Genomic DNA, 15,420 nt, shown 5'->3' with positions numbered 1-15,420 from the left:
TCGGGAGGGCCCGGCACCGCCGGGTCGGGGTCAGGCCGAGGTGATCGTCCAGACCTGGTCGGCGGAGGCCGCACAGGTACGGAGCATGGCGGGCGTGTTCGGACCGACCGCGGACAGGCAGTGCAGCGTGTCCCCCAGGACGCTCAGCAGATAGCCGCCGGACACCGGGACGAACGTCCAGGCCTGGTTCGTCCGGTCGGGCACCGGCTGGGACAGCATGGTCAGGGCATGGTTCTCCTCCAGGTCCAGGACCTTGGCGAACCGGCTGGAGCCGTTGAGGAGGGAGTACCCGCCCCCGGCCCGCGCGGCCAGCTGCCACACGCCACCGGGGCCGCCGTCGTCCGGAGCCACCACGACCGGGTTGCCGTCCCGGTCCACGGACGCCAGGTTGTGGAGCACGGCCCCGGCGATGGACAGCCGGGCGCGCGGGGGCAGCGGGCCGGGCTGCTGGGTCGGCGGCTTGATCGGCGGTGTCGGGTAGGGCGGGCCCGCGGTGTACGCCGGGGGCGTGTACGGCGCCGGCGGCGTGTAGACCGGGGCGGGTGTCAACGTGGAGGTCGCGTACACCGGGGGGACGGTCCGGCGCGGCGCGGTGGTGTAGGCCGGGTCGCCCGGCGGCGGGGCGGCCGTGTAGACGGGGTCGGAGGGTGTCGACGGCCGCTCGGGCGGGTTCGTGGCGGCGGTACCGGGTGCGCCCGGTCCGCCCGCCGCCGAGCCCGGGGCCGGGGGAGCGGCGGGGCCGCCGGGTGATCCGGGGGCGGTGGCGCCGGAGGCGTTCGGTGCGGTGTCCCGGCTCGCGGGACCGCCCGTCGACCCGGCCACCGGGCCCCCGGCGCCGCCGACGGCCCCGCCGACCGCTCCGGCACCCGCGCCGCCCGCTGCCCCGCCGACCGCTCCGGCGCCGACACCGGCCCCGGCCTCGGCGAGCGGGGCACCCGGCGTACCGGGCGGGAGGGAGGCGGAAGGCGAGGCGGCGGCGGGGGAGGGCGAGGCCGAGCCCGGGTCGGCCGCCGGCCCGGCCGAGGTCGCCGACAGCGGGTCCGCCCGGACCGGGTCGCCCGTCGATCCCGCGGCGGCCGCCCCCGCCACGACGTCGGCCCGCTTCCCGTCCTGGTGCAGCACGACGGCCGTGCCGGCGGTGACGGCGCAGCACAGCACGGCCGCGCCCGTCACGAGCAGGGCCCGGCGGCGGGTGCCGAAGAGCGCCGCCCGCCATCCGGTCGCGGGCTTCGGCGGGGCGACGGTCCCGACCAGGAGCAGTTCGCGCGCCGCGGTCCCGAGCGGACGGGGACCGGTCCCGGCCAGGAGCGACCCGGTGCCGATCGACCCGGCCGGGTCGAACACCACCCGGCCGAGCGTCGTCGTCCCGGTCCTCCGGCCGGTGCCCGCTCCGGCCCTGGCGCCCGTCCCGGTCCCTGCCCCCGCGTCCGTCCCCGCGCTCGTCCCCGCGGGCCGGAGTACCGCCGCCGCTCCGGTCGGCCGGACCGAGGCCGCTCCGGCCGCCGCGCCGCCCAGGGTCCCGGTGGGCGGCGGGCCCGCGACCGGTGCCCCGGCCAGTGCGGCCCGGACGGCCGAGGCCATCGCGGCGGCGTCCGGCCAGCGCAGGGCGGGATCCTTCGCCATGGCCCCCTCGACCACGGCCCGCACCGGGGCCGGGACGTCGGCCGGCAGCGGCGGCACCGGCTCGGTCAGGTGCTTGAGGATCAGTTCGAGGGCGGTCCCGCCCTCGAACGGCAGCCGCCCGGTCAGGCACTCGTAGAGGACGACCCCGAGCGCGTACAGGTCCGCCGAGGCGGTGACCGTGCCGGTGGAGGCCTGTTCCGGGGCCTGGTAGGCGGCGGTGCCGAGCACCATCCCGGGCACGGTGAGCCGGGCGTCGCAGCCGGGGCGGGCGATGCCGAAGTCGGTGATGACCACGTGGCCGTCCCGCACCATCAGGTTGGCCGGCTTGATGTCCCGGTGGACGATGCCGGCCTCGTGCGCGGCCTGCAGCGCGGCCAGCACCTCCAGGGCCAGGCCCAGGGTCTCCAGGAGGGTCAGCGGGCCGCGCCGCTCCAGTACCGTGCTCAGCGGCTCGCCGGTGATCAGTTCCATGACCAGGTAGGCGACCGGGCGGGTGGGGGGAGCCGTCGGCGCGCCCCAGGACGGCACGTCCTCGGCCGTCCGGCCGGGCCCGAAGTCGTGCACGCCGACGATGCCGGGGTGCCGCAACCGGGCCATCACCCGGGCCTCGTCGTGGAACCGCTCCGCGAAGCCGGGTTCGTCCAGCAGCGCGGGCTTCAGGATCTTGACAGCCACCCGGCGGTCGAGCACCTGGTCCTCGGCGAGCCAGACATCGCCCATCGATCCGCCGCCGAGCCATTCGCCCAGCCGGTAGCGGTCACCGAGTGTGGTGCCACGCATGATTCTCCTCGACCTCGTTCCGTCGTCGCGTCCGCCGCCAGGGGGCCCGGGTCGGGCCTCGGTCGCGCCGACCGACCCTGTCAGCCGGGAATAAACACCGACTTGGCGTGGTCACTGAAAGTTCCCGTTCGGGCACCCCGGCGGTCCGTCGGCACCTCCGACGGCGGGGCGGAAAATCCGGGGCGGGCGGGTGCGGTTCCGACTAGGGTCGCGGACGACCGGTCAGGTGAACCTCGGGGGCTTCGATGCAGCGCGACGGACAGGTACTCGTCTTCGACGCGGACGACACGCTGTGGGAGAACAACGTGCTGTTCGAGCGCGTCATCCACGACTACCTGGACTGGCTCCGGCACCCCACGCTCGACCGGGACCGGCTGCGGGCCGTGCTCGACGACGTCCAGCGGGCCAACGCCGTCACCCACGGGTACGGCAGCCGGATGCTGCTGCGCAGTCTCGGCGACTGCGTCGAGAAGCTGCGCGGCCGGCCCGCCACCGGCCAGGAGCTGGCCGAGATCGAGGAGCTGGGCGCCGTCCTGGCCGACCACCGGGTGGAGCTGGTCCCGGACGTCGCCGAGACCCTCGCCGTCCTCGGCGGCCGGCACACCCTGCTGATGCTGACCAAGGGGAACCCGGAGGAGCAGCGGCGCAAGATCGACGCCTCCCGGCTGGCGCACCACTTCCGGGCGATCGAGATCGTCGAGGAGAAGGACGCCGTGACCTACCGGGGCTTCGTGGCGGCGCACGGCCTCGTCCCCGCCGACAGCTGGATGATTGGCAACTCGCCGAAGTCGGACATCCTCCCGGCGCGGGCCGCGGGCATGAACGCCGTCTTCATCCCCAACGACCACACCTGGGTGCTCGAACACAGCGAGCTGGACCCGGCCGACGAAGGGGTGCTGCACCTGCGCGCCTTCCGTGAGCTGCTCGACCACTTCTGACCGTGCCCGACCCCGGAGGAGCCCGCCGTATGAACCCCGCCCCGACCGGACGCCCCGCCGAACGGGCACTCACCGCCCCCACGGTGTCCTGCGTCTTCGTCTGCCACGACGGCGACGGCCGCATCCTGCTGGCCCGGCGCAGCGCCGGCGCCCGGGACGAGCCGGGCACCTGGGACACCGGGGCGGGCGCCCTGGAGCACGGCGAGTCCTTCGAGTCCGCCGTGCGGCGCGAGGTCCTGGAGGAGTACGGCACCGAGGCCCTGACCGTCGAGACCCTGGGCGTGCGCAACATCCTGCGCGGCGACCCGGTCTCGCACTGGGTCGCGGTCCTGTTCGCCGTCGAGGTGGACCCCGCCCGGGTCGTCATCGGCGAGCCGCACAAGTTCGACGCCCTCGACTGGTTCGCCCCGGACGCCCTGCCCGAGCCCCGGCACTCCCAACTCGCCGAAACCCTGGCTTACTTCGCCGCCACCCGCTGACCGGTGGCCGGTCGGTTGCCGACGAAGGCGAGGCCGACCGGGTCGTAGCGGGTGCCCGCGACCTGTCCTGCCGGGGTACGGCCCCGACGGCGCCGTGTCCCGGGTCGGCCCTGCCGAAGCTCGACGGGCTCGGTGAGTCCACGCACCCGGCGCCTCACACCCCGAGGATCCCCGCGCGTCGCGCCCGCAGCTCGGAGCGGACGAGTTCGAGGAGGCGCCCCGACCAGTTGCGGCCCTGGCCGGCGTTGTCGCCCCAGAAGGTCGAGTTCATGTCGTCGTAGATCAGGGTGGCATCGTCCGTCGCCAGCAGGATCTCGGCCAGCTCGGGGTGCTGGTCGTACTTGGCGCGCAGCAAGTGCGTCATGACGGCGGTCCGGGCGTGTTCCCAGCTCTCGCGGCGAGGGGCCGCGTCCGCGAGCGTGCGTGCCGCGGCGGCGGTCTCCGCTGCGGCGATCACGGGCCGGGTCTCCGGCTCGGCGACCGACAGGGCCCAGTAGGCGTGGGCGGCGGAGGGGTAGTCGGTGCCTGCGACCGTGATCGGGGCGGGGTAGTCGTGGCGCAGGCCGAGCTTGCCGGGACCGTCCACCGGTCGGGTCGGGAACGAGTGGTAGAGCTTGACGGCCGGGGCGTGTGGTGTGGCCGGTCCGTCCGAGGGGACGCGGGTGACCCTCTCGGCCGTCCGGGGTGCCCGTTCCTCGATGTGGGCGAGGGCGCTGTCGTAGTCCTCCTGGGTGACCGTTCCGTCGGACGGAAGACAGGTCCGGTTGCCGGGCCCCGCGACCAGGATCCGCAGCGGCCGGTTCTCGTGGTTCATGCTGCCCAGCGCGTAGCGGCGTTGCGGCCCCGGGACGGCCAGGAACGCGGCGCGGACCGCGGCCAGGTTCTGCTCGGTCCGGTCGGCGAAGAAGGCGTCGACGGCGGCCAGGCAGCGGCCGGTCGAGTCGGGCCTCCCGTTCAGCTGGTCGATGGTGTCGCGGACTTCGGCGACCAACAGCTCGGGCGTGAGCCAGCTCTGCGGCTCGCTGAACGTCCACTCCGCCAGTCGGTCCGCGGAGGCCTTGCCGCCCTCCGGAAGGCTGGTGGCCACCCGGCCGGTGCGCAGTTTCTCCTCGAACTCCTCGACCGTGACGAGCTCCCAGCAGTCGACGAGTCCGTCGGCGTAGATGAAGAGGTCGGTGAGGAAGTGGTGGTCGCCGTTGTGAATGAAGGCGTGCCGCCAGGTGCCGGGTATGCGGACGCCGTCCGCTGTGCGATGGGTGGTCCATTTGCCGAACATCCTGGGATTGTGCCGCAGTGATCGCCGCGCGGACCGCGCCTTTCCTACGGGGCGGCTTCCAGGGCCCCGGGGGCCCGGAAGGCCGGACTTCGCGAGGAGGGTCACGGAGGGTGATGGGTGGGGTGGGGGAATCGGACTTGAATCTTTGCGAACAGATGTTCGATCCTGGGGGTGTGCCCGTAATCGAATCTGTTTTCGAATCCACCGTCGAGCGACAGCCCTCGCTCCGACCGGTGGCGTCGCCCGCTGCCCCCGGGCGGGGGCTGCTGCCGGTGGTCCCCGCCCTGCGCGGGGTGCTGCCGGAGGGCGGGCTGCGGCGGGGGACGGCGGTGTCGGTGGCCGGCGGGGACGCCGGGCTGCTGCTGGCGCTGGCCGCCGGGGTGCGGGAGACCGACGGCGGATGGGCGGCGGCGGTCGGGCTGCCCGACCTCGGACTGGCCGCGGCCGCCGGGTACGGGCTGGACCTGCGGCGGCTGCTGGTGGCCGACGATCCCGGCCCGCACTGGGCCGAGGTGGTGTCGGTGCTGGCCGGCGCCGTCGAACTGATCATGCTGCGCCCGGACGGCCCGGTCCCGCCGAACCTGGCCGCCCGCCTGGCCGCCGTACTGCGGCGCAGTGGCTGCGTGCTGCTGGTGGCCGGGCCGTGGCCGGGGGCCGGACTGCGGCTGGGGGTGCGGTCCGGGCGCTGGTTCGGGCTGGGGGACGGGCACGGGCAGCTCACCGGACGGCAGGTGGAGGTGGTGGCCGAGGGGCGCGGCTCGGCGGTGCGCGGGCGGGCGGCCAGGCTCTGGCTGCCGGACGCGCACGGCGCGGTGCGGGCCGTGGAGGAGACGGTCGGCGCCGGGACGGCGGACGTGGTGGGGGACGTGGTGGGGGAGGACGCGGTGGCGGGGCCCGGAACGGGTCTCGACCGCATGGCGGTGGTGTGAGATGAGTGGTGCGAGTTGACCGGCGGAGAGGTTGCCGGCTCCACCGGGGCGAGTGGCGCGGTCACCCCCCGGGTGCTGGTGGTGTGGTGTCCGGACTGGCCGGTGGTGGCCGTCGAACGTCCGGGCGAGGACCGGGACGTCCCGGTGGCGGTGGTCGAGGGCGGCCGGGTGCTGGCCTGTTCGGCGGCGGCCCGGGCGGCCGGGGTGCGGCAGGGGCAGCGGCTCAAGCTGGCCCAGCGGCTCTGCCCGGCCCTGGAGCTGCGGGACCGGGACCCGGAGGCGGAGGCCCGGCGGTTCGAACCGGTGGCCGCCGCGGTGGAGGCGTTCACCCCCCGGGTGGAGGTGCTGCGCCCGGGGCTGTGCGCGATCCCGGTGAAGGGGCCGGCCCGCTACTTCGGCGGGGAGGAGGCCCTGGCGGCGAAGGTCCGGGCGGCGGTCACGGCTGCCCTGGCGGTGTCTGCGGAGGTGGTCGCGGCGGCGGTCGCGGAGGTCGTGACGGCGGCGGTGGTCGGGCCCCAGGAGTTGCCGTCGGACAGGGAGGCGGGCACGGAGGCGGGCACGGAGAGGGGCCACGGCGACGGGGGCGGTGACGGCCTGGCCGAGGTCGTCCCCCTGCGTCCGGCCGCTCCCGCGCACCCCGCCGATGCCGAGCGGGCCGGGACCCGGCGGCGGACGGCGGGGACGGAGGAACTGTTCTCCGCCGCGCCGCCCGCCCGGGACGGCGCCCGGGGCGGTTTCGCGCGCCCGCCCGCCTATTCGTCGGCGCCGTCGGAACCGGCGCCCGGATCGGCACCCGGAGCACCTGCGGTCGCGCCGCCCCTCGGCCTGGTCGGGGTGGCCGACGGCCTGTTCGCCGCCGTGCTCGCCGCCCGGGCCGGGGTGCTGGTCCCCGCCGGGCGGACGGCGGAGTTCCTGGCGCCCTACCCGGTGGCCGCGCTCGGTGACGCCGGGCTGGCCGAACTGCTGGAACGGCTGGGCCTGCCCACGGTCGGCGCGTTCGCCGCGCTGCCCGCCGAGTCGGTGGCCGACCGCTTCGGCCCGACCGGTACGACGGCGCACCGGCTGGCCCGGGGGCTGCAGCCCCGGCCGCTGGTGCCGCGGGCCGAGGGGCCGGACCTCTCCGTCGAGCAGCGCTTCGATCCGCCGGAGCCGCTCGCCGAACCGCTGGTGTTCGTCGCCCGGACCCTGGCCGAGCGGCTGCACCAGCGACTCGCCGGGGCGGGGCTGACCTGCCAGCGGGTTGCCGTCGAGGTGGTGTGCGTGGACGGCCGGACGGTCGCCCGGCTCTGGCGGCACGAGGGCAGGCTCTCGGCGACGGCGCTCGCCGAACGGGTCCGCTGGCAGCTCCAGGCCTGGCAGAGCACGGGCACGTTCGGCGGGGCAGGTGAGAGCCGGCCCGGTGGGAGCCGCCCAGGGGACGACCACCCCGGTGAGAGCCGCCCCGAGCCGGGCGGCTTCACCGCGCTCCGTCTCGTCCCCGACGACCTCACCCCCGACCAGGGCCGCCAACTCGCCCTCTGGGGACAGGCGGTGGCCGACGACCGGGTGGAACGCGCGGTGGCCCGGGTGCAGGCGGTGCTCGGGCACGCCGGACTGCGCCGGATCGAGCCGGCCGGCGGCCGGGGGCCGGACGACCAGGTGGTCCGGGTGCCGTGGGGCGAGCCGTACGACCCGGCGGCGCCCGCCGACGCGCCGTGGCCGGGCCGGATCGGCGGGCTGCGGGACGTCTGGCCGTCCGTCGTGCACCGGGTCCCGGTGCCGGCGGCGGTCCTGGACGCGGACGGGCGGGCGGTGACGGTGGACGGCCGGGCGGGGGTGTCGGCCCGGCCGGCCACCGTGGCGGTGCGCGGGCGGGAGCTGCCGGTGGAGGGCTGGACCGGGCCCTGGCCGGCGGTCGAGTACTGGTGGGACCAGGCCCGGGCCCGCCGCCGGGCCCGGTTCCAGGTGACGGTGGCGGACGGGCGGGCGCTGCTGCTCACGGTGGAGGGGGGTGACTGGTTCGTGGAGGCCGGGTACGACTGACGGCCCGGACGACGCGGGCCGTCCGAGCGGGGGGACCGGAGAACGAACGAGAGATCGAAGGCACCACCCCGATGGGATTCACCAGTCATCCCTCCGTCCCCTGGAGCGAGCTGCACCGGCGCATGGCCGCCGCCGGGGGCGCTGTCGTGCCGCTGCGCCCGGGACCGACGGCGAAGGCCGCCGACCCCGCAGCTCCCGACCGTCCCGCCGGGTCGGCCCCCACCGCCGGGCCCGCCTGGGCCGAACTGCACGTCCACTCCGCCTTCAGCTTCCTGGACGGCGCCAGCGACCCCGAGGCGCTGGTCGCCGAGGCCGCCCGACTGGAGGTCGAGGCGCTCGCGCTCACCGACCACGACGGCCTCTACGGCGTGGTCAGGTTCGCCGAGGCGGCCCGGGGCACGGGCGTGGCGACCGTCTTCGGCGCGGAGCTGACGATCCGTCAGGAAGTGGGTGACGGTGTCGAGCACCTGCTCGTGCTGGCCCGCGACCCCGAGGGCTACCGCCGCCTCTCCGCCGTCATCGGCGCGGCCCAACTCGCCGGCGGGGCCAAGGGGAAGCCGGTCTACGACTTCGCGGCCCTGGCCGACGCGCACGGCGGCCACTGGGCGGTGCTCACCGGATGCCGCCTCGGACGCGTCCCGGCCGCCCTGGCCGCCGCCGGCGCGGCCGACCCCGCCAGCACTTCCGTCCCCGACCCTGAGTACCAACTCGGCACCCTCGCCGAGGCGTTCGGCCGCGACAACGTCCATGTGGAGCTGATCGACCAGTGGCTCCCCGGCGACGACCTGCGCAACGACGCCCTCGCCGCGCTCGCCGCCCGGCTCGGCCTGGTCACCGTCGCCTCCACCAACGCCCACCACGCGAGCCCCGCCCAGGGCCGCCTCGCCCAGGGCCTGGCCGCCCTGCACGACCGCCGCACCCTCGCCGGGGCGGCGGGCTGGACGTCCGCCGCCGGCACCGCCCATCTGCGCTCCGGCCGCGAGATGGCGGCCCGGCTGGCCCGCTTCCCCGGTGTCCGGGAGGCGACCGTGGACCTCGCCCGCGCCTGCGCCTTCGACTTCGCGACCCTGGACCCGGAGCTGCCCGGCTACCCCGTCCCGCCCGGCCGCACCGAGATCGGTCATCTCCGCGCGCTGGTCGCGGAGGGCGGCCCGGCCCGGTTCGGACCGGCGAACGGTCCGGCCCGCCGCCAGCTCGCCCGCGAGCTGGACGTCATCGAGGACCTCGACCTGGCCGGCTACTTCCTGATCGTCCACGACATCGTCGACTTCTGCCGCCGCGAGGACATCTGGTGCCAGGGGCGCGGCTCGGCGGCGAACTCGGCGGTCTGCTTCGCGCTCGGGATCACCGCCGTCGACCCGGTGCACTACAAGCTGCTCTTCGAGCGCTTTCTCTCCACCGCCCGGGACGGGCCGCCGGACATCGATCTGGACATCGAGAACCGCCGCCGCGAGGAGGTCATCCAGTACGTCTACCGCCGCTACGGGCGCGAGCACGCCGCCCAGGTGGCCAATGTGATCACCTACCGGCCCCGGTTGGCGCTGCGCGACGCGGCCAGGGTGCTCGGCTACCCGCAGGGGCAGGTCGACGCGTTCAGCCGGCAGGCGGACTTCCGCTCGCCGCCCGGCGAGGACGCCGTCATCCCCGCCGACGTGCTCTCGCTCGCCGGCCAGCTCCACGGACTGCCGCGCCACCTGGGCATCCACTCGGGCGGCATGGTGCTCACCCGGGAGCCGATCGCCGAGATCTGCCCGACCGAGTGGGCCCGGATGCCGGGGCGGTCCGTGCTGCAGTGGGACAAGGAGTCGGTGGCCGGCGCCGGACTGGTCAAGATCGACCTGCTCGGCCTCGGCATGCTCGCCGCGCTGCACGACACCTGCGACCTGGTCGCCCGCCACCACGGCCGGCACTACGACCTGGCGACCGTCCCGGACGACGACGCCGGCGTGTACGCGATGCTGCGGCGGGCCGACACCGTCGGGGTCTTCCAGGTCGAGTCGCGCGCCCAGATGGCCACCCTGCCCCGCCTCAAGCCGGACCACTTCTACGACCTGGTGGTGGAGGTCGCGCTGATCCGGCCCGGCCCGATCCAGGGCGGCTCCGTCCACCCCTACCTGCGCCGCCGTGCCGGGGTGGAGCCGGCCGACTGCCCGCACCCGCTGATGGAGAACGCGCTCGGCAAGACCCTCGGGGTGCCGCTGTTCCAGGAGCAGATGATGCAACTCGCCATCGACTGCGCCGGGTTCACCCCCGCAGAGGCGGACCGGCTGCGCCAGGCGATGGGCGCCAAACGCTCCCACGAGCGGGTCGCCCGGCTGCGGCAGCGGCTGCTGGACGGCATGGCCGCGCGCGGCATCCCGCAGGAGGTGGCGGAGGACGTCTATCTGAAGATCGAGGCCTTCTCCAACTACGGCTTCCCGGAGAGCCACGCGATCAGCTTCGCCTACCTGGTGTACGCCAGCGCCTGGCTCAAGTACCACTATCCGGCGGCCTTCACCTGCGCCCTGCTGGCCAACCAGCCGATGGGCTTCTACTCGTCGCTCAGCCTGATCTCGGACGCCCGGCGGCACGGCGTGCGGGTGCGCGGGGTGGACGTCAACGCCAGCGGCCCCGCGCCCACCCTGGAGCCGTACCGGGGGCCGACGCCCGCGCCGCCGCTGACCGCGGGCCTGCCGCAGCCCGCGATCCGGCTCGGCCTGGACACCGTGCGCGGCATCGGCACCGCGCAGGCCGAGGCGATCGCGGCCGGGCGCCCGTACGCGGACCTGGAGGACTTCGCCCGCCGGACCGGCCTGCCGGCACCGGGCCTGGAGGCGCTGGCCGCGGCGGGCGCGTTCGGCTGCTTCGGGCTCGGACGGCGGCAGGCGCTCTGGGCGGCGGGCGCGTTCGCGGGCGTCTCGGCGGACCTCATCCCGGGCACGACACCCGGTACCGAGGCGCCGGAGCTGCCCGCGATGACCCCGGTCGAGGAGACCATCGCCGACCTCTGGGCCACCGGGACGTCCGCGAGCAGCCATCCGCTCCAGCACCTGCGCGCCCACCTCGACCGGGGCGGCGCGCTCCCGGCGGAGCGGCTCCCGGACGTGCCGGACGGGACGGCGGTGGTGGTCGGCGGCCTGGTCACCCACCGGCAGCGGCCGCCGACGGCGGGCGGGGTGCTCTTCCTCAGCCTGGAGGACGAGACCGGGCTGATCAATGTGATCTGCAGCCGGCCGGTCTGGGAGTCCCAGCGCCGGACCGCCCTCGACCGGGCCGGACTGCTGGTCCACGGGCACATCGAACGGGACCGGGGCGCCACCAATCTGGTCGCCACCCGGCTCGCCCCGCTGCGGATCGGGCTGTGACGGCGCCGGATCGGTTCGTGCCATGATCGGCCCCATGGAATCGACGCCGTCGCCGACCCCACCCCCGCCCACCGTCGCCTCCCGGACCTCCGTCCGGGCGGGGCTGCTGCTCGCGGTGGGCGTGCTTGCGACGGCCGGCTGCGGCAGCACCCCGGCGACCGGGGCGGGCGGGGGAGCGCCGGGACCGGCGCGCAGCATCGGCGACGCGCCCCTCCCGGTGGTCACGTCGGCCCCCGCGGTCACGCCGCCCCCCGCCTCTCCCACGCCCGCCGCGAGTACCGGGTCCACCCCGGGGCCCGTCCGGGCGGTGCCCCTGCCGGGCTCCGCGCCGACGGCCACCCCGGCCCCGCCGCCCGTCTGTTCCCCCGAAGGCGTCGCCCTGACCGTCGGCGAGGCCGAGGCCGCGATGGGCCTGCGGGTGATGCCGGTCCGGCTGACCAACTGCGGCACCCACCCCTACAGCCTCAACGGCCACCCCGCCGTCCGGGTCCTGGACGCCGAACGCGCCCCGCTCGCCGTCACCGTCAAGCGCGGCTCGGCCGGCATCGCCACCCTGGCGGACTTCGACGCGGCGCCGAAGCCGCTGACCCTGCAGCCCCACGAGTACGCCGAGTTCCAGTTGGTCTGGCGCAACACCGTGACCGCGGGGGACAAGGCTTCCGACAACGGTCGCTACCTGGAGGTCGCCCCGCTCCCCGGCCGCCCCCGGCTGACCGTCCCGGCCGACCTCGACCTCGGCACCACCGGCCGGCTCGGCGTCGCGCCCTGGTCCGCGCCCGCGCGTTAGGGTCCCAACACCCCCGCCCACCGGGCGAGATGGCGCCACCGGGACAATGGCCCCCATGTCCGAACAGTATCTCTCGGCGTTCGCGGTCGACGGCGACGCCCTGCTGCGCACGGTCGGCTCCGGCGAGGAGTCCTTCGTCCGGGCCGCGCTGGACCGGATCGCACCGCTGGCGGCGGCCGACCGGTTGTTGCGGGCCACCGATCCCGCCGAGGTGGAGCCCGCCCTGCGGGAGATCGCCGACGGCCGGCTCGACCCCGCACGCCCCGGCGGCTACGGCTGGCTGCTGGAACTCCTGCTGCCCGGGGCCGGTGACACCCTCGGCGCGGCGACCCTGCCGGGGCGCCACTGGGACGAACTCGCCGACACCTTCCGGGCCTGGGGACTGCCCACCCTCGCCGGACTGTGGACGCGCCCCTGGCCGTGGCCGGACGCCGCGGTGTCGGACGGCGATCGGTGGCCCTTCCCCTGTTTCGCCGCCTGGGCCGAACTCGACGGCGTCCAGGGTGAACTGGCCGGCTTCGACACCGACCGGATCCACCAGGAGCCCGAGCTCCTCCCGGGCGGGGACGAGGACGCGGCCGAGGAGGTCGAGTGGCTGGTCGGCGAACTGCTCCCGGAGTGGACGGCGGGCGCCCGGGAGCGAGGGCGTGGGCTGCTGATCCTGCGCGACGGCGGCAAATGACCGCGCGGACGATCGCAAGGGGATGACCGGCGCGGCGCAGTCGTGGGGGGTGCCTGCGCCGCACCGGGGCTCATGGGGGTCCGGTGGTCGGATCCGACTGGTCGGACAGCCGCCTGGTCAGAACGCGGCCTGTCAGAAGGCGGGCTGGTCGCCGAGCTCGACGATCTTCAGATCGCGCACCCGGACGGTGAACCAGACGTCCTGGCTGCCGCCCCCGCCCCAGAACTCGGTGAGCCGGACGGAGGCGAAGCCGTACTCCTCCTTCACCTGCTGGACCGACCAGTCCACCGGGACGTTCTGCGCGCGGAACACCGGATCGGCGTCGTGCTCCTGCGCCCAGGCGTCCAGCCGGCGGTCGAGGGCCGGGGCGAGGAACCGCTTGCGCACCTCGGACGGCTGCTCGCCACTGGTGCCGAGCACCGCCCGCCGGTACTCCTCGAAGAAGGTGACCACCTGGTGCGCGGCCGGCGTCCCGGCCCGGACCTGGGCGGTCGCGACCGCCCCCGGCGGCAGTGCGGACACCGCCTGCGCGGAGCCGGCGAGCAGGCCGCCGATGGCGAGCAGGACGGCGGCTCCGGTCAGGGCGGTGCGCATCGGATTCATTCGCTTCATGGCAGGAGTCCATCATTCGCCGACGAACTCTGTATATCGCTGGAACGTGTGGTTTAGCCTTCGAGCAAGGGTATTTGACGATTGATCTGCTAAAGCGAGAATCCGCTCCGCCGCCCCTTGCCGGGCGGGCCGGCGAAGGCCTGGGCGATCGGCAGCCAGGCCGTCGCCACCTCGCCGACGGCCGTCAGCGCGAGGTCGTCCGGGTGCCGCCGCTGGGTGACCAGCAGGCAGAAGTCCAGCGCCGGACCGGCCACCCGGTCCGCCGCCCCCTCCGGCCCCCAGGTCCACAGGCCGCCGTCCGGCGCCGTCAGTTCGACCCGCACCGGGGCCTGCGGAGCGGGCAGTCCGTGCACCGTGAACGCGAACCCCAGGGTCCGCACGCCCAGGTGCGCGACGTGCCGCAGCCGGGCGCTCGGCTCCCGGACGGCGCCGAGCGCGTCCGCGACGTCCTGCCCGTGCGCCCAGGTCTCCATCAGCCGGGCGGTGGCCATCGAGGCGGCCTTCATCGGCGGGCCCAGCCACGGCAGCCGGGTGTCGGCCGGTACCGCCGCGAGGGCCGTCGCCAGCCGCTCCCGGCCGGCCCGCCAGCGGGTCAGCAGCGCGGCCGGCTCCTCGGCGGCCCCGTGTGCGGCGCCGTCCTCGACCGGGTCCGCGCCGGCCGCCAGCAGCTCGCCGAAGATCCGGCGGGAGTCCGCGACGAAGGCCTCGGGGTCGCGCGCGGCCAGCTCGGACCAGTCGTCCGTCCAGGCCAGGTGCGCGATCTGGTGGGCCACCGTCCAGCCCGCCGCGGGCGTGTCCAGCGCCCAGCCGTCCGGCTCCAGACCGGCGACGAGCCCGTCCAGGACCTCGCTCTCGGCCCGCAGGTCGGCCAGCAGTCCGGTCAGCACGGACGACTCCCCGGGAACGTTCGGGTCCGTCATGGATCTCCCTCTCGCAAGCTCGGAAACCTGGAAGACACCGCGGCGCGCCACCCTTGGTGACCCGCCGGTAACCTCGCGCCCGCACCCTACGCCGCCGGGCGGTCCCGTACCCGGAACTCCACCGAACCCGCGTTCCGCACCCCTCCCCACGGGCGGGAGGCCGTGTGACAATCGCGCGGTGACGACCGCCCCGACCGCCCCGGGCCCGCCGAGAAGCGACCTGCCGAGAAGCGGCGCGCCCGCGCCGGACGACCTCGCCGCCCGGGCCGCCGCGCTGGTCCGGGACGCCGTGCTCGGAGACCTCGCCCGCCGGGTGGTCGCCGACTGCGGCGCCGACGTCGGCCTGGTCGGCGTTCCCGACCCGGAGGTGACCGGACCGGCCGCGGAGGGGATGGTGCTGCGGCACTGGGCCGGCACCCGGGCGGAACTGCTGCACGGCCTCGCCGTACCGGCCGGGACCGGGCTCGGCGGCCGGGCGCTGGCCGAGCGGACGCCCAACTGGGTCCCCGACTACCGCGCGGCCACCACCATCTCGCACCACTACGACGCCGCCGTCACCGCCGAGGACCTCTACGCGATGCTCACCGTGCCGCTGCTCCACCACGGCGCGGTGCACGGCGTGGTGTACGCCTCGCTGCGCGCGGTGGTGCCGTTCGGGGACGTCCGGATCGGCGCGGTGACCAGGCTCGCCGAGGCCGCCACCCGCGCCCTGGCCGGGGCCGCCGCCTGGTGCGGGGCACCGGCCGCCGCAGACCCCGCGCCGGCAGGACCGGCCCCGTCCGCCCGGAGGTCCGGCCCGAGGTCCGGTCCGAGGTCCGCCCCGAGGTCCGGCCCGCCGCTCACCCGGCGCGAGCACGAGGTGCTCCGCTGGGCGGCGACCGGCCGGACCAACCCGGAGATCGCCGCCCAGCTCGGCCTCACCTGCAACACGGTGACCGGCTACCTGAAGAGCGCGCTGCACAAGCTCGGCGTCCGCAACCGCACCGAACTCGCGCTCGCCGCCCGGGAGTCCGGGCTGCTGGACTGAA

At 76.0% G+C, this 15,420-nt stretch carries 12 protein-coding genes; 8 read left to right on the top strand and 4 right to left on the bottom strand.

The window, feature by feature from the left end:
• Positions 1 to 30: 30 nt before the first annotated feature.
• Complete coding sequence (locus ACW14Y_RS11700) at positions 31 to 2,403, bottom strand: serine/threonine protein kinase (protein ID WP_456986693.1); 2,373 nt, start codon at positions 2,401 to 2,403, stop codon at positions 31 to 33.
• Positions 2,404 to 2,648: 245 nt separating this feature from the next.
• Here ACW14Y_RS11700 and ACW14Y_RS11695 point away from each other — a divergent pair, with 245 nt between their 5' ends.
• The gene (locus tag ACW14Y_RS11695; RefSeq protein WP_456986692.1) at positions 2,649 to 3,341 is read left to right on the top strand and encodes an HAD family hydrolase; all 693 of its coding nucleotides are present in this window, start codon (positions 2,649 to 2,651) and stop codon (positions 3,339 to 3,341) included.
• A 29-nt stretch (positions 3,342 to 3,370) separates the two neighbouring features.
• Positions 3,371 to 3,820 (top strand): NUDIX domain-containing protein, encoded by a 450-nt coding sequence (locus ACW14Y_RS11690; RefSeq protein ID WP_380303451.1) that lies wholly within the window; start codon positions 3,371 to 3,373, stop codon positions 3,818 to 3,820.
• 154 nt (positions 3,821 to 3,974) lie between these two features.
• Here ACW14Y_RS11690 and ACW14Y_RS11685 read toward each other — a convergent pair whose 3' ends face one another.
• Positions 3,975 to 5,096, bottom strand: a complete 1,122-nt coding sequence (locus ACW14Y_RS11685) for an NADAR family protein (RefSeq protein WP_456986691.1) — start codon at positions 5,094 to 5,096, stop codon at positions 3,975 to 3,977.
• Between the two features lie 233 nt (positions 5,097 to 5,329).
• Here ACW14Y_RS11685 and ACW14Y_RS11680 point away from each other — a divergent pair, with 233 nt between their 5' ends.
• The 5 genes from ACW14Y_RS11680 to ACW14Y_RS11660 all read left to right on the top strand — a co-directional run bounded on the left by ACW14Y_RS11680 (position 5,330) and on the right by ACW14Y_RS11660 (position 12,860).
• Positions 5,330 to 6,025: a hypothetical protein gene (locus ACW14Y_RS11680; protein ID WP_456986690.1), complete on the top strand. Its 696-nt coding sequence runs from the start codon at positions 5,330 to 5,332 to the stop codon at positions 6,023 to 6,025.
• A gap of 15 nt (positions 6,026 to 6,040) precedes the next feature.
• Positions 6,041 to 8,047: a DNA polymerase Y family protein gene (locus tag ACW14Y_RS11675; RefSeq protein WP_456986689.1), complete on the top strand. Its 2,007-nt coding sequence runs from the start codon at positions 6,041 to 6,043 to the stop codon at positions 8,045 to 8,047.
• Between the two features lie 71 nt (positions 8,048 to 8,118).
• The gene (locus tag ACW14Y_RS11670) at positions 8,119 to 11,391 is read left to right on the top strand and encodes an error-prone DNA polymerase (protein WP_456986688.1); all 3,273 of its coding nucleotides are present in this window, start codon (positions 8,119 to 8,121) and stop codon (positions 11,389 to 11,391) included.
• A gap of 34 nt (positions 11,392 to 11,425) precedes the next feature.
• Entirely contained in the window at positions 11,426 to 12,178 is a 753-nt protein-coding gene (locus ACW14Y_RS11665) for a DUF4232 domain-containing protein (RefSeq protein ID WP_456986687.1), read from the top strand.
• Positions 12,179 to 12,233: 55 nt separating this feature from the next.
• Entirely contained in the window at positions 12,234 to 12,860 is a 627-nt protein-coding gene (locus ACW14Y_RS11660) for a DUF7691 family protein (RefSeq protein WP_456986686.1), read from the top strand.
• A gap of 132 nt (positions 12,861 to 12,992) precedes the next feature.
• Here ACW14Y_RS11660 and ACW14Y_RS11655 read toward each other — a convergent pair whose 3' ends face one another.
• Together ACW14Y_RS11655 and ACW14Y_RS11650 are read right to left on the bottom strand one after the other, a co-directional pair.
• Positions 12,993 to 13,472, bottom strand: a complete 480-nt coding sequence (locus tag ACW14Y_RS11655; protein ID WP_456986685.1) for a hypothetical protein — start codon at positions 13,470 to 13,472, stop codon at positions 12,993 to 12,995.
• Positions 13,473 to 13,561: 89 nt separating this feature from the next.
• Complete coding sequence (locus ACW14Y_RS11650) at positions 13,562 to 14,392, bottom strand: TIGR03084 family metal-binding protein (RefSeq protein ID WP_402724602.1); 831 nt, start codon at positions 14,390 to 14,392, stop codon at positions 13,562 to 13,564.
• Positions 14,393 to 14,570: 178 nt separating this feature from the next.
• Here ACW14Y_RS11650 and ACW14Y_RS11645 point away from each other — a divergent pair, with 178 nt between their 5' ends.
• Positions 14,571 to 15,419, top strand: a complete 849-nt coding sequence (locus ACW14Y_RS11645; RefSeq protein ID WP_456986684.1) for a LuxR C-terminal-related transcriptional regulator — start codon at positions 14,571 to 14,573, stop codon at positions 15,417 to 15,419.
• Position 15,420 lies beyond the last annotated feature (1 nt).

The organism is Kitasatospora sp. cg17-2, from assembly GCF_054031055.1.
The sequence above is the reverse complement of the archived record's forward strand: the minus strand, read 5'-3'. Positions and strand labels throughout refer to the sequence as shown.